Below are 25,804 nucleotides of genomic sequence, written 5' to 3'. Positions count from 1 at the left end.
AATCGCTTATATCATCGTAATGAATCACGATAAATCTCTTCAGCATATTCAATTTCTATCGTTTGAATTGCTAATCGACAGTTCTCAACTGCTTCTTCAACATTTCTCCCTTTAGCAATAATAAAGCCATGTTTGTCTTTTGGACTGTTCATTCCTTTTGTGACATCGCCTTCTTCAATATTGCATTTATAGGCTACAATGGTTTCATCCGCATTTTGGATATTCAATTTCTTTATTTTTTTGTTCGGTTGGAATCTAAAGAAAATAACTGCGGCAGCAGGATATTGTTGACTTACATCATATTTTTGCCAATTCTCTGTATAGATGGCATCTAAAGTCCATTGTATTAGATCAATACCTGAAACGAAATGATGCAACGCTACAATCTGGTCGCCACCTGTTCTACAATGAGCAGCAATTATTTTAGGACCATATGCGGTAATTTTTATCTCTATATGGCATGGGCCGAAAACTACACCTGTTAACGTTAAAAAATTTAAAACAAATAGTGTAATCTCGGTTATTAATTCATCTTTTAAAGTTGTTGGCACACTGTGACCATACGTTACAAAATCAGATTCTGTATATTTATCTGTAATGCCCACGACATAGTGTTTTCGATTAAAAGAAAAGGTTTCAACACTAATCTCTACCCCTTCTTGGTAATCTTCCGCTATCAGAGTTGTCGGATTTTCTTTATCCAAAAATTCGTATACTTCTTTAAATGTGGAGATTTTTTTAGCAACCTTACTCCCTGTTTCAATGCATGGTTTAAGAATAAATGGAAAACCATTTTCATTAGCGAATTCTATTAATGCTTCTTTAGAATTGATGAGTTTAACATTGACATAACTAAAATTATTACGGTTTAGAAAATTACGTAAGTTACACTGGTTCTTAAATAATTTTATTTGCTCTGATTGTTTATATTTGTTTAATGGATATTCCTCTTGTAATGCCACGACAGCATTTTGACCGTCTCCTGTAAAGGATAAAATAGCATCTACGGGGTATTTTATTAATATCTTTCCTACTTCTTTTTTTAATAAAGTTATATCCTTATAATCTATTTCATAGTAAATATCATCTGATTTCAATAAATCTTTCAGCTGTTTTTTTTGTTCTTTCTCGATACATATCACTTTTATGCCTAATTTCTTAATTGTCTTTAATGTATTCACACTACAATCAATAACCATTATCCTTTTTCTCATATTTTTTCTCCTTTTAATCCATTTGTTATGAAAAAACATCCTAAAAAATTAAATAATAGTTACATATCTCTTTATTTGAAGTTTTGTTCATAAATCTTATACAATTGTTATTTACAGATAAATTAAAAAGGGGAGGATAATGCAGATAATTATTATGATAGACAGGGCTATAATTACTTTTAATGCTTGATAGGCAATACAATTAGGCATAGTTAAAAGGCCTGAGTCGATACACTACCGATTTCAGACCTTAACTGACTTCCCAATTAACGATTTTGCATGTATTTATAATTCCGAAGTTAGAAAATACTACTATACGTATTTAGCTTGCTAGCTATTTAAAGTTCGAAAATATTTACTACCATTATCCAACTAGTATAAAGTTTTATTAACTACCGATTAAGTCCCAAATAAAACCGACAATCGCTGAAGAGTTAGCCGTAAAGATTTGTATGCCTGCCCACATCATTGTTTCCCTCCTGCCATTCCATTTTCTATATTATCTTATGTTATCAATTTTATTTGTTAAAATGTAAACAAAAGTTAACATTTTACGAAGGGACGAAGTATATGAAAATTGGAGAATTAATTCGAACGTTACGTCTACAAAAAAATTTACGTTCTAACGTGCTCTACAAAAATCTACTAAGTCGACCTGCTATTGTTAAATTTGAACGTGGTGAAAGCGATACAACAGCTGAAAAATTTTTAAAGATGTTAGATCACTTAAATATTACGTTAGAAGAATTTAGTATCATTTATAATGACGGGAATAAGGACTTGGATTACATGAGAAAGTATGTAGAAGCTTTCTATAACCGAGATGTCAATGCGTTATACATGGTCGCCGAACAAGTTGAAAATGAATATACATTTACGAACAATCTTAAATTTTTGCATTATCGATCTTTAATTTTGTTATTAATTGATGATGTTCGTGGGACCGATGAACATCTTAACGAAATAACGCTGCTTCAAGAATATTTAATGAACTGCGAAAGTTGGGGTTATTACGAAATTACCTTATTCGCTAATAGTTTAAGCTTCTATTCTATAGAATTAATCGACCTTGTTTTTGAGCGTGCAAAAAAAACATTGCAACGCTATCAAAATCTTACACGGTACCGTAACGAAATTGCCTTAATGATTTTCAATATTTTAGAGAAAAAAATTACGTGCAAGGATATTGATGGTGCTAAAACTTATCTTACGGAGTTAGAAAATATAAAAGTAAGTGTAGTAGATAATATGTACATGCAAACAATGATTAAATTTTTCTCTGCCATCATCGCTCTTATTGATGGTGATACAACGAAAAACAAATCAATACTGCAAATTATTGAAGTTTTCTCTTTGTTGGAGCTAAAACTTAAAGCTGCACAATGCCTAGAGTTTTATGACAAAGTAAAGGGAATATATACAATAAAAATAAAAGAGGACATCTTCTCCTAGTAAGTGTCCCCTTTTTCCTATTTTTCCACTGTCATCAAGTTATTGACTAGAAAACAATTGTACCCAATAGAAATTCCCTTTACCATCCACTGCAATGGCAACACCGGTGTTTGTATAATTTTCTCGTAAAATATTATCGCGATGTGCTGGTGATGCCATCCACGCTTTAACAGCCGCCTCTGGAGTCGGAATATTTCTTCCTATATTTTCACCTAAGCTCGTATATGGATAATCAAATAATGTTGCTAAATCCCATGGCATTCCATAGTAAGGTGATTCGTGCTCAAAATAATGACGATTAATCATGTCCTGTGCCTTGATAACAGCCACTTGTGTTAAAGCTTCATCATAGTTAAGACTTTGTAACTTTCTTTTTTGTCTTTCATTATTGACTAACCTAATCACATCATTAGACATGGCAGATGAGTAATTTTTAGTCGAAATATAAGACTTCGATAAGTAATCATAGGCTGCTTCGAAATTGGTTAGTGTCATTGAAAAATCAAGACTCCGTTCAACTATGGAGGCAAATTGTGCACGTGTTACCAATTGATTCGGGGCAAATTGTTTTGCATTGACTCCTTTAATAATGCCCACATCTGCAAGTGATTCAATATAATCCTTTGCCCAATGCCCTTCAGTAATATCACTAAACTTACTATGATTTTGTGAATCAACCTCAATATTGTAAGCAAGCGTTATCATTTTAGCAATTTGCATGCGCTTCAATGGCACATCAGGATTAAAACAATCGCCATCTTGTAATATTCCTAATTCCACCAATGCACAAACTTCCTTGTAATAAGGATGAGTTGGAGATAAATCTCGAAAATTAGCTGCAGAGGGAGCAGTCATATTTAGTTGCATTGAACGGGCAATTGCTGCCGCTGCCTCCGCTCGCGTAATAGCCTGCTCTGGCTTAAATGTCCCATCCTGATAGGTTGTCATATATTGCTTATCCAACATGTGCTGAATGGAACGATTCGCCCAATGGGTAGATGGAACATCCTTTACTGATTCTGCCGCTAAGGCAACATCTAGTAGGTTTGGAAGAGGCACAGCATGTGGTGTAGCCAGCAAAATAAGCGACAAACCGACAATACTAGGTACTTTTTTTAACATAGCTTCCTCCTTAAATATGTATGAAAATTTTTGCATTCATGCCGATATTTCATCGCTTCATCATAAGCAACGAATATCCACTAGTGTATCGTCTTTACCCTATTTACCACATAATAAACATACCATTATTACCTGTTTTTTCCTACAAAGATTTTTAAAAACATCACTCTACAGGCATGTTCATTCCCAATGAGTGATGTTTGTCTTGTTATTCAACCCCAATAATGTATAGGTCATTATTATTTTTTTGTAGTATGCGATAAAGGAATAAAGCCATTTGACCACGTCGTACATCTGTATACGGAGAAAATGTCGTAGCGCTAGTACCTTGCGTAATCCCATAATCTAATAACGTTTGAATATATCGATTGGTTTCAACATCCTTTGTAAAATCTGTAAACGGTGCAGTTAACGATGTCGCTTGCTGTAGATGAAAGCCTAGTGTCAGCATTTTTGCCATTTGACTACGCTTAATAGTAGCATCCGGATTAAATTGATTTCCTTTTTGGATAATACCATTAGCTGCTAGTGCTGCAATATAGCCATAATACTGATGCGAAGTTGGCACATCGCTAAAACCTGGATTGTCCACGTTGTTCGTTTGCAACTGAAGCGCTTGTGCTAAAAAATAAGCTGCTTCTCCACGCGTTAAATGTTGATAAGGGCTAAATGTTGAAGGTGTTGTACCAAATACAATGCCTTTATTGTATAGCTCGCTTACTGCATGATAGAGCTCAGTCTCACTATTATTGCTTGTAATATCTACAAATGGCATAGAAGCCGCTTCCGTGGGAATTACGGCAACACAAGGTGCTACAGCTAAAGCCGTAGCAAATGCCCATGCATATTTAGTATGCTTTTTTTTCATAGACCTTTGCCCCTTTGTAATTAAAAGTATTTTAACCATTTAAAATAAAGAAAAGAGGGACCAGCCCTCTCTTCGTCCATTAGTCCAATCCTAATGTCTTTGCATGCTCTTGTAAAATGCGATAGTTGTAAACTAAATCTTGTTGCTCCAACGTTAGTGAGCTATATAGTTTTTGTGCTGCAATCACTTTCTTTTCAAATGTTTTTGAATCGGGATCTAGTTCCCCAATCGCATTGACTACTTTTAACACTGCCGCTATATCTTTTTCTGCACCTTTTAGCTTATCGTAGTTGATAACTTGTCCTCTTACTTTGGAGTCTAGCGCCTTATACGCAGCTACTGCATTTTCAACATCTTGGATATACGTACTGGATGTTGGAGAAAGACTAGCGATAATCTCCACCACTTTTTTTACTTCACTCATATTTTTCTCTGCTTCTAGTAAAATCGAATAATTCGATACTCTTTGTTTATCGGCTGTATTAAGGCTATCGTAGTCTTTACGAACGGACTCAATCATCCCAAAATACATTTTATCGCTCGGTTTTAAAGCTGCAATACTCTTGTAGACGTTAATTACATTATCTAAAGAAAGAAGCACTTGCTCATTATAGACGTATTTACGTTGTGTAGCCGTTAAATTATCATAGGCTTTCAAAATCTTTTGATATTGACTATCCATATTTTTGGATGTCATCAATTTATCAATCTCATTGATAACACTAATAACTGGCTTAATCAATTTTTCTTGGTCTTGTAGCGTTCTATAATTCGCTACTGCCAATTGCTGATCTTTCGGCAATGCATTATAAGCTGCACGAATTTCCTCAATACGTTTGACATATTGTTGTGGTTCAATATTTGGCAACTCGTCAATCATGCGTTGGACATTGCCAGCACCTAATATGCTTGTTTCCGCAGCTTGCAACAACTTGTAATTCGTCACATACTGCTGCATTTCTTTGCTGAGTGCTTCATACAATGCACGCGCATGTACAGTATCTTCTTGGAATGTCTTGCTCGATGCTTTTAACTTACTAATTAATTCGATTACGTTAGCTAATGGTTCATAGCTTTGTAATGTTGCCATATTGTTGACAAACGCCTTTTGTTCTTTTGTCAATTTATCATACGCTTTACGTGCTGCATTGACCTTGCTAACAAAATTATTGGCATTTGGGTCTAACGTATCGATTTGCACCATGACACTTAAAATTGGCTTCACTTGTCTTTCACGATCCGTTAATGTCTTGATATTTGAAACGAGCTTTTTCTGTCCAGTTGGTAGTTTATCGTAAGCAACACGCGCATTCATTAGCTTAGTTAAATAATCCTCTGCTTCTGGAACTGCCGCATCTATTAATGCAATCACTGTACTTGCGGAAGTAAGCTCCGTTTCCGCTGTCACCAGCTTTTCATAGTTGATGATTTTCTGTTGTTTGTCTGGTGGTAGTGCATCATAATTGGCACGTGCAGTTTTTAAATCGTTTAAAAACGTCTTACTTGTAGGCTTTAACGTTTCAATTAACCCGATTAATGATGCTACATCTTCGACAGCTGTTAACTGTTCATAATTGGTCACGCGCTTTTGAGATGCTGCATCTAATGCATTGTAAGCTTTACGTGCAGCTATTACCTTTTTCGTATAGTCTTTATTGGCTGGGTTTAAGGCAGAAATTAAATTAATAACCTTCACAACGTTCGCATTATTTTTCTCATACGTTGTTAATGTTTTATATTGCGTTACTAATCTTTTTGCATTTTTGTCCATCGCTTTATATTCAGCCGATAATGCCACAACTTTTGCAACAAATGTCGCATCTGGTTCATTGGCTAATGCATTGACTCTATCATCAAACTGTTGAGCAGTAGTGATATAGTTGTTGGCTGTTAACAACGCTGTGTAGTTCGTCACTAACGCTTGCGCTTCTGGGGACAGTTTATTATATTCTGCAAGTAAATTAACAACCGTGTCTTTATAATCTTTGCGTGACGTATTTAACCCCATAATAGGATCGATAAGATTCATAGCGTCCACTTGATTTTTTAAGTTTTTATAGCTTTTAACATACTCGCGTTTGGTCGAATCTAACTTTAAGTAAGCCGTGTTAGCAGCCTTTGCTTTTTTTGTATAATCTTTCGCCGTTGGATTTAGTTTTTCAACTAACGTAATAACATTTAAAACTGCTTTATGAGAGCTCTCCCACGTTGTTAACTCTGACAAGTTTTTCACGATTTTTTTCACACTTGCCGCGTCAATTTTTTGTCCAGCAGGTGCTACAGGCGTATTATAGGCTATACGCGCTTCTTCAATTTTCGAGATTTTATCTGGCACATTAGCAATTTCAGAAATCAATGACTCAATGACTTCTGCAGCCGCAATATTAGATTCAGCTAATTGTAAATCTGCCACATTTCTCACAAAGTCTTTATTAGTGAGCCCATCATATTCCGCTCTTGCCGCCTTGACTGCTATACGGTACGCGTCCGTATTGGAAATACGTAATGCTGTAATTTGCTTGGACACGTTGGCCGCATCTAGAAAAGGTTTTAAATCGCCATAATTTGAAACTAAACGTTTTGTCTCTGCGTCCTTTAAATTGTTATAAGATGCTTCAATTGCTGCTACAGTACTGATAAAACTTGTAGCTGTAGTAAAGTCTTCTGGTTTTTTCGTAGTGAGTTGCGTAATACTTGCAACAATCTTATCTGCAGAAGATAAATTGACTAGCACATCTGTATATTTTTTAAATGGCGTAACTGTTGTGTTATTCGGATTATATGCTGTAACAATTTTCTTTTGGTCAGCAGTTAGAGCATTATAGCTTGTTGTTACTTCAGCGGCTGCTGTAGCAATATCACTAGAGCTCGAAGATGAATCTATTTTAGAAATTAAATCTTCTAAGTTAATAATCGTGATGTCTACTGCATTTGCATCATCATTCATTTTTACAAGCTTGGCGATATCGGCACCGTTCTTTTTAAAATAATTATTACGTTCCGTGTCGTCATAGCCGTATTGAAGTGATGTGCCGCGAACAGATGAAACAATGTCTTTGGCATTATTGGCTAATGCTGTATCGACAGCTACATTAAAATCATTTTGGACAGCCAGATAGGAATTGGCTGCTGAAGTTGAACCTAAAAATGTCGTATACTCTGCTTGCACAGCGGCAACATCGTCAACAAATGTTCTACTTGTATAGGTAATTGCATTAATGCTTTTACCTAGTTCATTTAATTTTTTGACGAACCCTCGTTGTGCCACTACATACTCATATTTCGCTTGAATAAAAGCTCGTTCATTATCATTAAAATCGGTCGTGCTTAATACTTTAACATCGCCATCTGCAATGACCATCTCATTCGCTGTTGATGTTTCAGAAAGCTTGCCAAATTGCTCGATTGTTTTATTTCTAGTTTCCGTTGTTGCTACGGCGTTCACATAAGCTACTTGTTCAGCTTGTGCGACAGTTTGTGTTTGTGCTTGTGCTTCTTGTACATTAGCAAGCGCTGCTGGTGTTAATAAAAGGCTCGTTAAGACACCCACTTTTAAAGGTTTCTTCAACTTGCTCATCCTTTCTTTTTACGTTATATAGGAAAATAGATATGTATCATATATTGCGAATCTACTATCTTTAGTATCGGTGATAATAACTTGATTTCAAGCTATTGTTGTAAACTCACATACAACCTTTACTAACTTACAGATAATTGCTATTTTTAGATAGAATAGACTTTTTAAAGGAAGTTATTGTTAGAATACTATATAATTGTGATAGACGCATTTATCCCGCATCGGACGTTTAAAATTAAGCCTAATTAAAGTCCCACCTTATTGAGAGAATTCCTTAAAAAAACTAGCATTTATACTATGTCATTTACCAGTAACTAGGTGTATACTACATCTTTAATATTTAATTTATTAGAAAGGGAGCTAGATATGTTTTATCACTACAAGTTTTGGCATAGCTTAACGCATCCCCTGAACTTTACACAGGCTTTGGAAACAGGAGAAATAAGAGGCTATAAAAAGCGTTCCTTTACGATTTTCTTTCTCTTCATGCTCCTTTTTGCAATACGTGAGTTTTGGGGATTAGGCACTGAAAGTTTAACAACATTATTTGCAACGAACCAGCAAGATGAATATTATACAGCCCGTTTGCTATCAATGGTCGGAGCCATTGTTTGGGGAATCATTTATTTTTGCTTCCACTATTATGGCGTTACATATATATTACATCTATTAACGGACATTCCTTACAAATGGATTCAAAAAGTACAACTGTTTGTAATGGCATTTATACTTATTGAAAAGACCATTTTATTTGCAGTGTTTTACGCAGTAGGCTACTCTACAACCTTCTCCTTCTTATCACTTGCCCCTGTGGTACAGCAAGTGATAGATAAAGATGTTGTATTATTCATTATTAATCAGCTAACAGTTACTACTGTGCTGACGATTATTGTGCACTTTACTTTCCTTTCTAAATGGGAGGAAGCAGCAGATCGTAAAGCGCTGTTAGCAAAAATTATTATACTGCAAGTAATAATGGCTGTTTTCGTTGGGATGATTAGCGTACTACCACTTCAAGAATGGATTACAAGGGGGCTAGGATGATGCGTTTTATAAAATCCAGACCTTGGACAAGCCTTAGTATTATCGTGATGGCGATTTTAGTTGGCGTAAATGCCTTCTACGTATTCAAGGATAATAGCAAAGTAGCCCGTTCCTATTTTGTTGATGAATTTCAACGAGCTACTGTCGGTGACCGTGTAGAAACGGTGAAAAAAGATGCCATTGTTGCACCAGCCGAAACGTATACAGTTTCTGCGGATGCAAAAAGTTTATCAGCAGTAAATGTAAAGCGTGGTCAGCAGATTCAAGCAAGCGATTTACTCGCTACCTATAAAACAGAGCAAGTTGACGATGAGTTAACGAAGCTTGAGGCTGAACGGGATGCCTATGAAACTGAATTAAGTGATTTGCAATCCGCCTTGTCACAAATAGAATCGGATTTCGGAGGCACAGATAATCCCAAAAGTTCCATCAATACAGATCAAATTAGTGATAAATTAAATGTCACAGTAAAATTGGAATTAGGTCAACAAAATACTCCATCTACAGCGGTAGCTATTTTAAATCGCCATATTGCAGAAGCTACACGTCAAATTGCCGTAATGGATGCGCAAATTGCGCAAATACAAGCACGCCAAGGAGTTGTAAGCCCTGTTGATGGTGTTATTGCCAACGTCACAGAGGAAGCTGGTACAGTCACATTTGAAATTTATTCAACAGAAAAAGCAATGCTTGTCTACTTATCTGAAGATGAATGGCAACAGGTTGCGGCTGGGCAAAGGGTCGATTTTGAACTACAGCATTTCAAAGATAAGCTATCAGGTATCGTACTTGAAAAATCAATGATTGCTACAAATCATGACGCTATATGGGCAAAAGAATTAGCAAAAACGGCGAAACTACCGAAGCCTAGTAATTATGAAGTAATGCTACAACAAGACGATATATTAGAAAATATTCCATTTTCAACAGTCGGTCAGGCTTCCATCGTCGTTAATGAAGCTTTTGATGCTTATAAAGTGAATTCTTCTTGGGTCAAATCAGTAAAAGGCGCAAAGAGCGTCTATATTATTGACGAGGACGGAAAAATCCGTCTTGAAGATATTGAAGTTGCTTTTTCAACGAAAGATTCAACGATATTCACAAGCTATATAGATGTTGGTACGCCTATTTTAGCGAATGAAAAACGTAATATTTTAGCACGCACGTTCTGCTCAATGCCCGTTAAAAAAATTGAGTGGCAACACTTTAAAGAAATTGGCTGGAAAGACTACGTCAAATATATAATTTTCTAAACTAAATGGAAAAGTGTTAGATTGAACTCAATCAATCTAACACTTTTTTTGCTGCGCCGTTGTTGTCCGCTACGGCGGTGCTTTCCGCTCAGCACAGTAAGCCGCAACCCTCGCTACGCGCGGTCTATTGCGTCTAACATTATGTGCTGTTCCCGCCGGAGTCACCACCTCCGCTACCAACAACTAGTAACCCTTCTAATTTTTTATTTATTGCACAAGCAAGAATAGATAAGTTTTCCAAGTTCTCCATATAGCAAAAATTTATGAACACCTTTCCTCTGTTTCTTAAATTTTTTTAGTTATTTCCCAGCCTCTTTTTTTGCTATATCGTTATGTCCGCTATAGGAGTGCCTACATGTTCTACTCCATCGTTTTATTCCTTTAATCTGTTTTTAAAATATTGCTGATTATCTAATATAAGTTTATTTGTTGGATCGTATTGTAATGCTTGTTCATTGTAATTATTCGCTATATCATATTGTCCCAGACAATCGTAACAAACAGCTAATTGAATATACGGTAACCATGTCCAAGCGATATGTTCAATTAAATTCCCCTGGTTTGGTTTGTTCTTCATACTGATTGCTTGTTCATACCAATAAATAGCTTGTTCATAATGGGAATCTGCCAAAAATCTCGCACCTAAACGACAACAACATTCTGGACGAGGCGTGCTATAGGCTAATGTTTTTAATAAAAATTGCAACTGTCTATCAGCATCATTCAGCATTTCATAACAGTTACTTTGCAATGAGTAACGGCAATATTACGCTGGATAACATTACCTTTGACAGTTAAATATTTATGAACTGCACCAACCCATTTAAAATCGCAAGAACGTTTTACTACTCTATTTCTTTTAAGGCTATATGATAATCCATCATCACACTATCCGCTTCTTTATTCGTTAGTTCTTCTAGTAAATGCAAACCTTCTTATTGTAATTGAATTGCATGTTCAATAATCGTATCTTTCCTTTCCCCTACTTTTTCAATTAGCGAATCTGTCCAATAATGTGTATGTTCATCCTTCATTAAAGCTTATTTTGTTGACTATTTTTAATGATTTTTACACCTTCATTTTGTGATTGAAATAACGTTAAAAGTTAAGAAAAAAGTGAAATTGACAATTGTCAATTTCACTTTTTCATATCATGATGTTTTATTGGTGAATTACCAAGAATTTTCGATATCCTGTTGTGTTGCTAATTCGTAATACATCGTCGTTATTCCACTTACTTCATACATCATTCCTTGGACGAATAACTTTTCACCATTCGTACCGTTTAGGCGGATGGCAAAAATTGATTGACCTTTACCAACTTTTTTAACTGTTACCCCATCAGCAGCATTTTCCACATCAACAATTTTGTGATCATACAATGCTCCTGTAAATTGCTCTATGTGAACATCTTTCACGGTAAAGCCTATTTCACTCTTCGGAATGAAAACACTGCTAACTTCAACTGCTGCTGAAGTATACATTTCATAACCATCTGTTTCAGCATGAATACCTACACGTACAGATTGTCCTTTATCATCCGACAATGTTGCAATGTAGTCACCTGCCTGCAATAACTTCAATTCGTAATTGCCGCCTTTTGGAATGCTTTCTGGCTCCCAACCCTCAAAATTGAATGGTTGATAGACGTAGACTTTGTCACTTACTTCATGACCATTTGCAGTTGTTAGCTGAATATGAGACGGATTAAAGCCTAAATCCTCTTCGAAAAGTAATGCTGAACCCGGTGTGATTTCATCTGTTTGTTGGCAATCAAGCTGAAGCTTGCCATCCACTTCTGTAACGACTACTTTATATTTTTGCGTGTCGATAATCTCATAGTTTTCTTCATTATCAATATTGTAGCTAACTAACATAAAGTAGCCCGATCCTTCACGCAATGCTTCTACCGTCAACCCATTCGTTGTTTGATGAACTTTGAAAAATTCATGCTCCCCATCAGCCGCTATATTATCATATGAATAGGCTTCTAGTTGAGTAGCTCCAAAATCACGCGCAGCGAAATTTTGGACAACGCGATTTGCTTGCATCGCCTCTATGCGATGAATAAATAATGCAAGCTGTGAACGTTTGACTGTTTCTTTTAAACCGAATGTTGTAGGTGTAATACCCTTTGTAATATTGTGTTCAAACAATGGACCTACTGCATAATACGCATCAGAGTATTTTACAATATCTGTAAACGGCAGTGTCCAATCTTCAGTATTATTGCTTAATTGGAAGGCAGATGTTAACATGCTCGCTAACTGCTCACGTGTGATGGCTTGATTGACACCAAAGCTACCATTGGCAAAGCCTGTCGCAATTCCCTCATTTGCTAATGCTGCAATGGCGCCGTAGTATTCGTCACTTTGCTTAACATCGGTAAATTGAGGGTCCATTACATTTTGCGTATCTAAAGCCAATAAATTTGCTAACATTTTGGCTACTTGTCCACGTGTGACATCTGCAAACGGTTTAAATGTACCATCTGCATAACCATTAATAATTCCACGCTTAGCTAAATCTTTCACCGCAGCTCCATACTCTTTCGTCATATCCACATCGCTAAATCCTTCAGCTGCGTGCGCTGTCGGCACTACTACAATGGCACTTGTAGCTAAAGCCGCAACGATTGCTCCTTGAAATAATTTATTTTGTTTCATTCACTCGACCCCCTACGTCTTTTCACTATCATACTATGATAATACGTGGAAATAATACTAAAAGTTTCATATTGTTCTATAGGTTCTTTGCAATATGAAAAAACACAAAAAAACTCTAGCCGATTTCTCGACTAGAGTTTTGGTATAGTAGTTAAATTACTAAGACATTAGCAATTAAGTTACTATTAGTTTGATGCAGATGTAGCAGTTACTTTTACAATGTTACCAGCAACGCCACTGAATTTAACTAATGAGTTGAATTCAGCACCTGCAGTGAATTTGTTAACTGCAGCAGTTAATGTACCGTTACCTGCAAATTCAACTTCACCAGATACTTTAGTTAAAGTTAATGTTTCAACTGGTACTACAGTTGTATCAGCAAGAGTTACTTTTACGCCAGCAGTTTCATCAGCAGCTACTGCAACACCATAAGTGTCAGTTACTACGAAATCAACTAATTTAGCTAACTCAGTTAAGTTAAATGCAGAAGTTGCAGTAAATTCTACAGCTTTTGCTTCTTCAAGTTTAGTTGAATCTGCTACTGCAGCAGCTGCAGTACCTTCTTTAACAACTTGTACTTTAGCAACTTTTGGAGCTACGTTAGAGTATGTTAATTCTTTAGTTAACTCTTCACCTGTTGCGTTGATTGTGATTGTTACAGACTTTTTAGCAGTAGTTTCTTTGTCAGCAAATGTAATTGCAGAGCCAGCAGCTGGTTTACCAGTTACAGTGAAATCAGTACCTTCTGTTAATTGTACTACTTCGCCTGAAGCTGTTTTAGCTTTAACTACGATATCTTTATTGTAAGCAGCTACAACTTTGTTGCCGTCAGCAGCGTTAGCATAGATAGTTGGTACATCTTCTACAGTGTAAGAAGCAAATTGAGCATCAGAAACGATAGAGAATGTTTTTGTTAATGCACTTGATTCAACTGGAGTAGCGCCATCTAATAATTTGAAGCTTACTTTACCAGAAGTTTCAGTAGTACCCGCTTTAGCAACGATGTTTGCTGAAGTGTTACCAGTGTTTGTTACAGTGAATGCTTTTTCACTTGCAGAACCTACTTCTACAGAAGCTTCAAATTGGATAGCTCCTAGTACTGCTGCATCAGTAATTACTTGACCGTATTGGTCTTCAACTACTAAATCAGTGTTTTTAACTGTTACACCTGCAACGTCTTTTGCACGTAAAGCAGTTGCTACTTTAGAATTTAAACCAGTAATTACAGTTGGTTTAGCTTCAGCTTTAGCTACAATTGTTTGAGTAGATACTTTACCTGATAAAGTTGTTACTACAACTGTCACAGCTTTGTTAGCTTCTACTTTGTTAGCTGGAACTTTTACAAATAGACCAGTTTTACCAGTTACTTCAACGATTTGGTAACCAGCAGACTCAGTTAATGAATCTTGTTTAACTGCAGCTAATTCTTTTAATGTTTTAATTTCTTTACCTTGAGTATCAACAACTGTTAATGGGAAGAAAGCATCTTTATTAGCAGATAATACTTCTGTTGGTGCAGAAACTGAAACAGATGAAAGTTTAACGCCTTCAGCAACAGCTACAGTAGTAGTTGCGCTCTTACCAGTTGTTTTAGAAACAGCGATAAGGTTAGAAGTGCCAGCAAGGTTAGTACCTGTTACTTCTACAACATTTACTTCTTTACCATTGATTGTTACAGTTTTAACAGCGCTTAGTGTAACAACACCTGGGTTAGAGTTTGTTAATAAAACTTCGTTGTTGATAGTAGTTAAGTTTGTTACTGCGTTACCATATTGGTCTTTTGTAGTTACTGGTAAGTAGAATTTATCTTTAGATAGATCAGTATCTTGAGATAGTGTTTTACCATCTTTGTTATAAAGTTCACCGAAAGTGATTTCAGAAATTGCTGCTACAGCAGATAATTTAACTGTTGCTTGAGCAGTTACTCCTGTTTTAGCGTGTACTAAAGTAATGATAACGTTATCGCCTTCTTTAGCACCTGCTGCTAATGTAAGGTTTAATGTACCGTCAGCATTTAATGTACCTGCAGTAGCTGCACCAGCAACTGTTACAGTTACGTCAGAGTGGTTTAATTTAGTGATGTCTTCACCGTATTGGTTAGAAACTTTTACACCAACTGTAGCAGCAGTTTTAGCTGTGCTAGTGAAAGCTGCAACATCAGATAATACATCAAGTTTCGCTACTTTTTCGTTTTCTACTTTAACTGAACCTTTTAAAGCATCTTTATCTTTTTGAGCTACAGTTACTGTGTACTCACCTTCAGTTAATTTAGAAGTTAATTCAATTGTAGCTGTTTTTTTGTCTTCAGAAAGTGCAACTGAAGCAACGTTAGCTTTCACTGTACCTTTGTTAACTGTGAAATCTGCTGCAGTAAAATCAACAGCTTTGTTGAATGCTACTTCGATAGATTTAGAGCTTACAGCTTTTACAGCTTCTAATTTAACTTCAGTTACTTCATATGTAACTACAGCTGAATAAGTTTTACCTTCGATTTCGAAGTCTACTTTAGTTTCTTTGTTTTCTGGAAGTGGAGTTTCTAATTTTACAGTATGTTTTGTATCATCAGAAAGAGTTACTTCTAATGTAGTTGCGTCAACAACTTTAGTTTCTTTTACAGTTAAAGGAGCTTCTGCAATGTTCGTGATTGTACGGTTTAAGAATGATGCGAATTGACCACGAGTTAAAGTGTTTTTAGGGTTGAACGCTTTAACGTTTGTAAGACCAGCATATTCTAACGCGATAATTGCTTCACGGTTTTCGTTAGCTGTAGCGTTATCTAAGTCAGTGATTGTAGATTTGAAGTCAGATTCTTTGTAATCTGCAACTAAGTCTACACCGTAAACAGTGTTGATAGCACGTACTAATACTACTGCCATTTGTTCACGAGACATGTTTTTAGTGTACATTAATTGGTCGTTAGAACCTTTGAATACGCCAGCATCTTTAACAAGTGCTGCATATTGTAGTAATTCTTGGTCTGGAGCTGTAGTTGGTAGGTCAGTGAAACGAGCTTTTGTTGCATAGTCAGCTGGCACTTCATAACCTTCAGATACTAACCATTTACCTAAGAATTTTGTTACGTTACCGCGTGTTACTACTGCATTTGGTTTGAATGTACCGTCAGTGTAACCTCCTACGATTTTAGCGTCCGCTAATGCTAAGATTGCGTCCTTGTGATCACTATTTTCAATATCAGAAAAGCTTGCTGCGCTAGCTACTGGTACGATTGCTGATGCTACTAGAGCTGCTGATGCTGCGCCGACAACCCATTTACTATATTTTTGTTTCATGTGCAAAAACCTCCTAGATAAATTAGCCACTTTTGTGACTACGTTTCTATTATAAAAGAAGTAGAACATACATTTCTATGTGCAATATTTGGAATGAAGGATGTGGTAATAGTTTATCTTCATTGGTTACAAATACATTTATTAGTTTATTTATAATTTGTTTTCCATCCGAATTTTGGCATACTAACGTTTCTTTTGTTCGAAAAATATACCATTTTACCCATAGTTATTGAGACTTTTTCCCTTCCAATAATTTTTAAGTAAGCCAAATATCTCACTTAAAGGAATAGTGAACAAATCGTGAATTTAAGTTACAATAATATAGGTAATTTATTCATTAATTCCCTTGGAAAAATGGATTAATATTTTATGGAAACCAGAATCTAGCGATAGCTATTAAAATAAATGGGCATTACTAGACTTCTAATAGTGGTAAAACTCGGTTTTGTGGCGTTTTGCTCGGGTTTTGTGGCGTTTCACATTAGTAGCTTGCGATTCACGAAGTTTTATTTTTTACAGAGATGGGGATTTGACAGAAATGGTATTTAGTAGTCTTATTTTTTTATATGTCTTTTTGCCATTAGTGATTGTTGTGTACTTCATCTCTCCGAAGATGCTACGCAATACGATTTTACTGTTGGCAAGTTTGTTCTTTTACGCTTGGGGTGAGCCGAAATATGTGCTTCTCATGATGCTGTCCATCATACTCAATTATGTGCTCGGTATCGTTATTGAAAACACCGCTTCCCAGTCCAAGCGCAAAACATTACTTTGGTTAGTCATTGTTAGTAACCTAGCCATCTTAGGCTATTACAAATATGCTGGCTTTTTCGTGGAGATTGTCAATAATTATTTGACGCAACCTATTGAATGGCAGGCTGTACCGCTGCCAATCGGTATATCATTTTACACGTTCCAAGCTCTTAGTTATGTAATTGATGTCTATCGTAAGGACGTAAAGGCACAGCGCAATTTTTTAGATTTATCACTTTTCATTACATTATTTCCGCAACTCGTTGCAGGCCCTATCGTTCGTTATCAAACGGTAGCTGAACAAATAAAGAAACGAATTGCGACAGCAGAAGATTGGATGATTGGGACGCGTCGCTTTGTACAAGGGTTGGCGAAAAAAGTACTGATAGCCAATCCGATGGGCGAAGTTGCCGATCACGTCTTTAGCTTATCAGGTGGGGATTTAACAACTGGGACTGCCTGGATTGGGATTTTAGCGTACTCCCTGCAAATTTATTTTGACTTCTCAGGCTATAGTGATATGGCAATTGGGTTAGCACGAATTTTCGGCTTTAAATTTGAAGAAAACTTTAACTATCCATATATAGCACAATCTGTTACAGACTTTTGGCGACGCTGGCATATCTCACTTAGCAGTTGGTTTAGAGATTATGTCTACTTCCCACTTGGTGGTAGTCGTGTTAGCCATGAATGGAAACTATATCGTAACTTACTTATTGTGTGGACACTTACTGGTTTTTGGCACGGGGCTAGTTGGACGTTTATGGCATGGGGCTTTTACTACGGTATCTTAATTTGCTTGGAAAAATGGGTGCTGCTGAAATGGTTGGCACGCATTCCACGCATAGTCCGACATATGTATATATTAATTATTGTAATGATTGGCTGGGTGTTCTTTAGAGCAAATGATTTTACATATGCATTTTCATTTATCAAAACGCTGTTTGGGCTTTCCGATGCCGCACTGTACAATTATGAAACGATTTTACTGACAAAAGATTATGCGCTTTACTTTGTCATCGCTATTATTTTTGCCATGCCGATTTATAAGCTTTATCAAACATGGAGTGAACAAAAGGCAGCCGCTTCCCTATCATTTGACTGGGGTCTGCGCATTACACAAACCATTTACTATGGTGCACTTTTGTTATTTATTACGATGTTTTTAGTAAACGCAACACATAATCCATTCATTTACTTTAGATTTTAGGTGGGACATCATGCGAAAAATTCAAACGTATCTATTACCAATTACATTTTTTTGCATTATTTTCGGTGGCTTCGTCGTGCATATATTAACGGTAGATCGGCCGCAATCAGAAATGGAAAACCGGCCATTAGAATCTGCCAACATTACGCCAAGCGCTAAGGACATTTTAACAGGGACATGGTCCAAGCAAGTAGAGTCGTATATTTCTGACCAGTTTCCTGCACGTGATACATGGATGCGCAATTATGTAAACTTTCAACGTGTTATGGGCAAAACGTATTTAAATGATAAGTACGCTGTTGACGATAAAACTGGCTGGATTATTTCTAAGCCGGCCGCCGTAAAACCCGAAGAAGAGCTAGCTGCTTTTGCCTCTGATTTACAACGCTTAAGCGAAGGTCTAGCGGAAAAGCATATACCGTTTACATTTTACTCCCTACCAGCAAAGGCGACTTATTCACGTGAGCCAAGCCCACACTATATGCCAGAAGATGCTGGTATTACCAACAATGTAAAACTGCACGAACTTGTTACCGCTGCTGGCGTTGACAATATTCGTCTTTATGATGAAATGCAAGAAAACTTTTCTGCCGAGCGCAACTTCTTTAAAACAGATCATCACTGGACAATTCGCGGTGCCTATTCAGGCTACGAAGCGCTTATCCATACACTAAACAAACGACTGGGCGAAACAATAGCAACCATTCCTTTTGATGAAGCCAATACATTTTGTTTACCAAATAAGTTCGCCGGCTCATGGAATAAAATACTCTATATGACCGTCGAGAATAATGAACAAATTTGCTATAACGAACCCGCATCGTTTGCAACACAATTTACAATTTACGACGGTACAATTGAAGGTGGCATCACTGCACCGTACGAAGCAGTATACGGTCGGGCGAAACAGATGAGTCCTGACGCAATAGTGAACTATGCGGATGCCTACAGCCGCGACTTTGCTGAACTTACAATCGTCAACCAAAACTATGACAGCGACAAACATCTCGTCGTTATTAAAGATTCATACTTTAACACCATTCAATTTCACGTAGCAAGTCACTTTAAAACTGTTACCATTTTAGACTTACGTTATTTAGAGAAGGATATTATTCCTTACTTACAAAATATGCAACCGGACTATGTTATTCTTGCCTATAATGATCGCAATTTAAAACTTATGCCCGAATAACTATCGGTCAATCACGTAATAACGAGGTATCCGCGGATTGCTTTGGGTTACCCGCGGTTTACTCTGATTTACCCGCGGTTTACTCTGATTTACCCGCGATTCGCTCCGGTTTACCCGCGATTTACTTCGGTTTACCCGCGATTTCCAAAACAACTACAAAAGCAGTGATTTCTATCTAGTTAGAGATCACTGCTTTTTAACGTTTTTTCAACTTTCCAACAATCCATTGACTAAACGGTAAAAATGACAATAGTTTCGTCAACGCGATGCAAACAACAAGTGTCCACAACATAAGCATGGAAACACGCGTCAATGTGCTATCAAAATGTGCCACAAACCAGCTTGTCGATAGACGTAGCACTTCCCAATGGATAAGGTAAATCATAAACGCATATTGACTAATAATACGAACCAATTTCGTAGCTGGCAATGACTGCCCCCAAGCAATAACACAAAGCACAACACTAAAGACAAGCGGGACTATATCAAGACGCCTCGAATGCACCTCTGTATAGCCAAGTAACATACGAATCGTTAAAAACAGTACAGCAAGTACAACGAAAACAACCGTTGCACCTCGGTACTTCTTCGCCAATGCAGCTAGTCTCTCATATGAGACTCCCATCGCATAGGCAACTGCAAAATAACCAAGCCATCCTGTAAACAGCAAGCGTAACACGTTCGCATGCTCCTCAAAAATTGGATAAGGCAATGCAATGACCGCATGATGTACAAGCGTAATCAACACACTAAGCGGTAAAAACCAAGTAATCGACCATTTAAAACGCTTCATCAACGCAAATACTACATATAGCTGGAAAATAACCACAACAAACCAGCCAACAAACTCTCCATAAACTACATTATAGAAATACTTGTCCCATAACAAACCTTTACGATAAATTGACTCCACCAATAATGCATCAACAAAAGCCCACACTAAAAAAGGCACTAAAATATATTGAAGACGACTCGACCAAAAATTCATTGGTAGCCGTTCACGATAACGATTCGACAATATGATAATCGATAACACAATAAACGTCGGCGTTGCATAGCAAAGCGCAATGCGCAAAAACAGATAAACCTGTTGCTCGGGTTCTACACCAACCTCCAAAATTACCCACGATGATGTATGTAATAGTAAAATGGATAGGCATGCCACTACACGTAGGAAATCCCACTCTTTAATCACTACAACATTCTCCTAGTACTATACTCTCTCTATTAAGCATGTCATAGTTTATCAGATAATGCAATGGCACTAGTTGGTAGCTATTTTTTTAGTAAAAAGCAAGCATCTGTGATGTAGGATATTAACATTTAAAGAGTAACGTTTATATTCTGTGCCTTTCTTATGGATTGATAAATTGCTCTTTTAAACTTATTCAGTGGATTGCAGTAATCTTGTTCAGCAGGTAGCACTCCAAAAATCCTTTCCAGAAGCGTATCTGTTTCTAACTGTTCGCCAGAAAAAAGATCTTCTATATCATTAATAAAGGTTTGATTGTATTCCTGTGCTTTAGTTATCATATCTTCTATGATGAAATTGTGCTCTCTGTAAATTTCACTAAGTCTAAAGATCTTAATGGACTCCTTTGTATAGTTACAACCGTTTTCTTCTACTACAATATCCCACTCGCCTTTACTATTAAAACTATTATTACCACTATCATATAGGATGCCATCAAGATTAAAATCGAGCTTTGTGTCATCAAAATATGGATGATGATGCATTCTTGTATGATCCGTATCATCATTTTTTATTTTATTGCAAATACTGCAGCTAGGTATAAGATTATTAAAGGAAAGTCCAAAAAGAGGATATTTCGACTTTGGTAAATAGTGATCAAGTTCAGGCCTTGTCACAAAATTAGTTACCCCCCTAACTTTTTTGCAAATAATAGTTAACGTATACAGCCTGTTACAATACGGGCATGAATTAATTCCTAAATTTTCAGTAAGTGCATAAGCATTGTACTTTTTTCTTTCTTTATCAGAAAAGGAATGGTAATTGAATATTTTTTCAAATAGTTTTTTTAAATCATTTTCTCCAACGCCCAATGTTGAATAATCATATTCTTTGATAAGAGTAAGAAAGGTATCTCGATCAGCTTCTAAAATCCTTACAACATCTCGTTCAAGCATCTTTATAATATCTAAGTATTTACTAGCGTTATTCCGATAGTCTGCTTTAACACAGTGAAGCTGCTTATCAATATCTCCCCTGACTTTCGTTGATGATTCACTAATACTTATTACTGGATTGACTAAGTTCTTCTTGTCCGCATCAAATGTAAGTGCATTATTAGCTTGATAATCTTTTAGAAAAGTAAATATGGCTTTGTATTTTTTAAGTTTATCCGTTATTTCTATTTGCAATTCATCAATATGAATTGCCATAGCATCTATAATGTGATGATTTTTTATTTCTATCACTATTGTAATCCTCTTCCTTTTTTGAGTAATTCCAGTTCTTCCTCAAGCTCCTTTATTCTTTGATCAGCTTTTATACTTTCGGAAAACTTCTTTTTATACATTGACTCCAGCTTATAACGAATTAAAGGCTCCCCAATCATATCAATAGATTTCTTAATATATTGTCTTTCTACTTCAGTAACATCTTCCTTTTGGAATAGTTGAATTAGTTTCTTTATATGCTTATGAGCGACTTCTCCTAACGTCCCATTGTCCATAAAGAACGATGATTTTAAAATATCATGGATATTTTGAGCATAGGTCTGCTCCATCTCATATTTTCCACCTAACACGATTGTATGCTCTAAAGGAATATCTGACATGATAAATGGTGAGTTTGAAGTTAATAGTAAGTGAACGGTATTGACTATTTCATGATCCTTAAAGGCATAATTCAGTAAACTTTTGATATCACTAATAAAGCTCTTTTGCCATGCTGGATGGAAGAACATATCTCCCTCATCTAGTAGAATCATCAGGTTCTCATTTTGGTTGTTCTTTAAATAATCAGAAGAAATATCTTTTGTATTATAGTTTTTGACATATGAATTAGCTCTTGCTAGGGCCCCTAATATTCTCGTTACTTTTTTATGATTGCTCTCAAAGAATAGCTTCGCAAACAACGTAAGCTTTGCATATTGCCCTGAAGATAATCCTAGAAAGTCCAGTGTACAAATCCATTGTGAGTTACTTGCCACAAATTGATACAAAGACAATAAATCTTTATAATCCACGTTCTTTAATGTAAAGCTTATATCATAGTATTCTTCTAAAACTTTTGAGCTTTCGATTTTTTCCCCAAAAAGTTTTGTCAAAACTCCTTCAATATCTTTGGTCTTATTCTGATAAACTTTCACCTTTAACAAAACTCCATGAGGTAACGGAATACCTTCAGCAAATTCCTCGTTTAACGTTTCACTTTCACTAAGAAGGATCAACTTTTTATAGTTATCTTGATTAACTAGTTGCCTTTTGACCCCTTCCCTCTCTCTAGCATCTTTGATTCTTTCTAGCATTCTTAATTCGTTGTTTATTGACAAATCTTTATGATTGCCTTCTACTTCTCTATCGTGCTCACTTCCAGCATAATTTGATAGCTCTGTAAAACTTGTATAACTTAATAAACTTGTGTTAGATAAAATTCCTGAATTCATATCGTATCGCATTTTCTGATACCTTATAGCAGACCTAACATCAATTTTATATCCATCGCCTTGTTCAAAATTATGTCTAAGAATTAAATTGTCTCCATCCTCATATATGATTAAAAATTTTTTAAAAGCATTTTCATCATTTTGATTGTTAAAGTAGTATTTGAACATATCGAGCAATGTTGTTTTCCCAGCGCCATTTTTCCCAACTATCGCATTAATCATTTTCACCTTATCATGATCGTTATAAAGAACCGAGTCTAGTTCATTCGTGTTATCCTCTACAACCCATTCTTTGTTTTTGTATTCAACTTTGTATTTATCGCTAAATGTCATAGACTTATCTTTTAATATTTTGTGCTCTTTAATCCAGAAATAAATAAGCTTAATGTCACCTACTTCCCCTGTCCCAACATGACCAAATTCTTTTTTTAATATTTCTACAAAAAAATTGCTTAATTCATGTGCCTTATCATAGCTAAAGGTATTCTCTCCTTGTTCAGAGCTAATCTCAAATTGCTTGTCATCAATATCCTTGATTGAAAACAATAATTTATCTTTTGGAAAGCCTTTGCGAATTAGATATACACTTTTCGTTTCTGCATCTGAATCCATATCTTTTATTGTAAAAGCATACTCGCTATCATTTAGAGTAAGCAATGTTGGAAGGCTGACAGCGTTCATCATTTCAATATCGTCCCCATCGATTTTTAATTCGTTGGGTAAAGATTTAAAGACTGCCCTTTTTAAAACGTTATCTATTATACGAACTGTCGTAAAAGTAAATTTTAAGCGCTTCTTTAACATAGAATTAATATTTGAAGTATGAATTACTGCATTGATTTGTTTAGCAGTTAATTCTTTACGATAAACAATATTTTCTGATAGACGGGTTACAATTGCTTCAACAACTTCTGACTTATCCACTAATCCAAACACATTTTTAATTGTTCTAATACCCATAAAATCATAGCCTATACTCCCAGGTTCCCCAGCATATCCAATTGACAATGTTAACTTATTTATTTCCGATTCACTATATTGTTGTTCTGTTATATAACCTATAATGACAGTGTCTTTAATACAATCCGAATAGTCACTGAAGTTTTTAAATTCTTGATATTTATAAAAATTTTGGAATATTTTAAATAATAGTTTTTTAGATTCAGAAGAAAAGCATCTTTTAAAAATATCTAGCTGATGATTTAACATGTCATTGCCTGCAAACTTATTTTCATCAATCATCCAATAGAAAGGTGTTAACTGATAGATTTTAAAGCTTAGAAAATAGTTAATATTTTCACTTTTATTTTTTGTTATTTTCTCAATAAAACCATCCATGTAATGTTTATAATGATTTAATAGCTTTTTCTTTTTACTTAATGTTTCTATAAATTTTTCTGTTAAAGCGATGTAATTATGTTTAAAATTCACAATCCCTGTTACATCTAAACGATTCATTATTAATTTGTATCTTCCAATAATTTCATCCTCTTGATTAGATGTATCCTCCTCAACTTGATAAATCTCAAGCATTTTTATTAAATCGCTAATTTCTTTTTGTAAATCTTCATTTTGACTCACTTAGTTCTCTTCCCCCAATTAAATAAAATCTTCAGTTTTCCAAAATATTATTTTGTAACATTCCATTTAGAAAAATGTGTTAATTATATTATAAATTAAGTATTAGGAAATTTGTTTCAAATATTATAAATTAAATAGATAAATAGATATACCGTTTCCATATTTTTTGAACAAAGACAGTTCATATATACTTTAAAAATGGAGCGATTTGTATTTGAGCAATATCTTAAAAGCCCACTTCATAACTAATTGAAGTGGGCTTACAAAATATTGTATTCAACTACCATCTGTACCGCTGGTTTGTTGCCATTCTTTCGTTGTATCAAAAGCGATGTTAACTGACACCTCCATTTTTTTGCTTGTCTACAATCCTTTGAATACTTGGTTCAATACAATCAAATCCAACTCCTATAGAACAACTTCTTTGAAAAAACCATTTTATAAATTACAAAAGCAATTAAATTAAATAGAAGGAAAATAATCGACTGGACTATTGTCACAACTATAATAAATAAGAGATCTGCACCTAATACAACCTCGCCCGGAGGCAACTCTTTTTTCGTGCTTTCCACCAAAACAATAGTGCCCCAGACAAAGATAGATACGTATAATCCTAAATATGCGAACAGTGAATATTGATAAAACTTCATTCTAAATTTAAATCCTAAAACCACATTCAGAAGAATTATAACGAAAGGAAAAGCTAAAAATTGAACTAACGAATCAAACCTTTCCTCTAACATTGAACCAAGAAATTGACTTATACATGCAATTGCACTATTTGCAAACGCTACTATAATGAAAGCATTTTTTTGTGTATCCATTTTTTACCCCTCTATTAACTCCTATAGAGTGTTGTTATAAATTTTATCATAAATGGAATGCATACCCATGACTTTCACCACTGTATTTTGTATTATGTATTCACTTTCAAGCTCGTTTGAAATCAA

General features: G+C 35.5%; 16 protein-coding genes. 5 read left to right on the top strand and 11 right to left on the bottom strand.

What is annotated here, in order from left to right; all coding sequences use genetic code 11:
- Positions 1 to 11: 11 nt before the first annotated feature.
- Entirely contained in the window at positions 12 to 1,214 is a 1,203-nt protein-coding gene (locus tag MKY08_RS02740) for an ATP-grasp domain-containing protein (RefSeq protein WP_069510720.1), read from the bottom strand.
- Between the two features lie 570 nt (positions 1,215 to 1,784).
- On the opposite strand from MKY08_RS02740, the gene MKY08_RS02735 reads away from it, so the two are divergent.
- Complete coding sequence (locus tag MKY08_RS02735) at positions 1,785 to 2,666, top strand: Rgg/GadR/MutR family transcriptional regulator (RefSeq protein WP_069510722.1); 882 nt, start codon at positions 1,785 to 1,787, stop codon at positions 2,664 to 2,666.
- Positions 2,667 to 2,705: 39 nt separating this feature from the next.
- Here the strand turns inward: MKY08_RS02735 and MKY08_RS02730 are convergent, their stop codons facing one another.
- From MKY08_RS02730 to MKY08_RS02720, 3 genes are all read right to left on the bottom strand, one after another.
- On the bottom strand, positions 2,706 to 3,788 hold the full coding sequence (locus tag MKY08_RS02730; protein WP_069510724.1) for an S-layer homology domain-containing protein: 1,083 nt from the start codon (positions 3,786 to 3,788) through the stop codon (positions 2,706 to 2,708).
- 208 nt (positions 3,789 to 3,996) lie between these two features.
- On the bottom strand, positions 3,997 to 4,656 hold the full coding sequence (locus tag MKY08_RS02725) for an S-layer homology domain-containing protein (protein WP_069510726.1): 660 nt from the start codon (positions 4,654 to 4,656) through the stop codon (positions 3,997 to 3,999).
- A gap of 79 nt (positions 4,657 to 4,735) precedes the next feature.
- Positions 4,736 to 8,224, bottom strand: a complete 3,489-nt coding sequence (locus MKY08_RS02720) for a hypothetical protein (RefSeq protein ID WP_069510728.1) — start codon at positions 8,222 to 8,224, stop codon at positions 4,736 to 4,738.
- Positions 8,225 to 8,599: 375 nt separating this feature from the next.
- Here MKY08_RS02720 and MKY08_RS02715 point away from each other — a divergent pair, with 375 nt between their 5' ends.
- Together MKY08_RS02715 and MKY08_RS02710 are read left to right on the top strand one after the other, a co-directional pair.
- A complete protein-coding gene (locus MKY08_RS02715) occupies positions 8,600 to 9,277 on the top strand; it encodes a hypothetical protein (protein WP_025218614.1) in 678 nt (225 codons plus the stop codon).
- A complete protein-coding gene (locus tag MKY08_RS02710) occupies positions 9,274 to 10,530 on the top strand; it encodes an HlyD family secretion protein (RefSeq protein WP_176723154.1) in 1,257 nt (418 codons plus the stop codon). Before MKY08_RS02715 ends, MKY08_RS02710 begins: the two co-directional genes overlap by 4 nt.
- Positions 10,531 to 10,903: 373 nt before the next feature.
- Here the strand turns inward: MKY08_RS02710 and MKY08_RS02705 are convergent, their stop codons facing one another.
- The 3 genes from MKY08_RS02705 to MKY08_RS02695 form a co-directional block, all read right to left on the bottom strand.
- Positions 10,904 to 11,161, bottom strand: a complete 258-nt coding sequence (locus tag MKY08_RS02705; RefSeq protein ID WP_069510732.1) for a hypothetical protein — start codon at positions 11,159 to 11,161, stop codon at positions 10,904 to 10,906.
- A 541-nt stretch (positions 11,162 to 11,702) separates the two neighbouring features.
- Positions 11,703 to 13,196 (bottom strand): S-layer homology domain-containing protein, encoded by a 1,494-nt coding sequence (locus tag MKY08_RS02700; RefSeq protein ID WP_069510734.1) that lies wholly within the window; start codon positions 13,194 to 13,196, stop codon positions 11,703 to 11,705.
- Between the two features lie 185 nt (positions 13,197 to 13,381).
- The gene (locus MKY08_RS02695; RefSeq protein ID WP_069510735.1) at positions 13,382 to 16,486 is read right to left on the bottom strand and encodes an S-layer homology domain-containing protein; all 3,105 of its coding nucleotides are present in this window, start codon (positions 16,484 to 16,486) and stop codon (positions 13,382 to 13,384) included.
- 538 nt (positions 16,487 to 17,024) lie between these two features.
- On the opposite strand from MKY08_RS02695, the gene MKY08_RS02690 reads away from it, so the two are divergent.
- The gene (locus MKY08_RS02690) at positions 17,025 to 18,449 is read left to right on the top strand and encodes an MBOAT family O-acyltransferase (RefSeq protein ID WP_069510737.1); all 1,425 of its coding nucleotides are present in this window, start codon (positions 17,025 to 17,027) and stop codon (positions 18,447 to 18,449) included.
- A 10-nt stretch (positions 18,450 to 18,459) separates the two neighbouring features.
- The gene (locus MKY08_RS02685; RefSeq protein ID WP_069510739.1) at positions 18,460 to 19,641 is read left to right on the top strand and encodes a DHHW family protein; all 1,182 of its coding nucleotides are present in this window, start codon (positions 18,460 to 18,462) and stop codon (positions 19,639 to 19,641) included.
- A 196-nt stretch (positions 19,642 to 19,837) separates the two neighbouring features.
- On the opposite strand, the gene MKY08_RS02680 is transcribed toward MKY08_RS02685, so the two are convergent.
- The 4 genes from MKY08_RS02680 to MKY08_RS02665 all read right to left on the bottom strand — a co-directional run bounded on the left by MKY08_RS02680 (position 19,838) and on the right by MKY08_RS02665 (position 25,678).
- Positions 19,838 to 20,836 (bottom strand): acyltransferase family protein, encoded by a 999-nt coding sequence (locus MKY08_RS02680; RefSeq protein WP_069510741.1) that lies wholly within the window; start codon positions 20,834 to 20,836, stop codon positions 19,838 to 19,840.
- Positions 20,837 to 20,964: 128 nt separating this feature from the next.
- Complete coding sequence (locus MKY08_RS02675) at positions 20,965 to 22,080, bottom strand: hypothetical protein (protein WP_069510743.1); 1,116 nt, start codon at positions 22,078 to 22,080, stop codon at positions 20,965 to 20,967.
- Positions 22,080 to 24,854, bottom strand: a complete 2,775-nt coding sequence (locus MKY08_RS02670) for an AAA family ATPase (RefSeq protein ID WP_069510745.1) — start codon at positions 24,852 to 24,854, stop codon at positions 22,080 to 22,082. Before MKY08_RS02670 ends, MKY08_RS02675 begins: the two co-directional genes overlap by 1 nt.
- A gap of 395 nt (positions 24,855 to 25,249) precedes the next feature.
- Positions 25,250 to 25,678, bottom strand: coding sequence for a hypothetical protein (locus MKY08_RS02665; protein WP_069510747.1), 429 nt, complete (start codon positions 25,676 to 25,678; stop codon positions 25,250 to 25,252).
- Positions 25,679 to 25,804: the final 126 nt, after the last annotated feature.

It is taken from the genome of Lysinibacillus sp. FSL M8-0337, from assembly GCF_038593855.1.
GTDB lineage: Bacteria > Bacillota > Bacilli > Bacillales_A > Planococcaceae > Lysinibacillus > Lysinibacillus sphaericus_D.
Note: the sequence above shows the minus strand (reverse complement) of the source record. Positions and strands in the feature narration are given on the sequence as shown.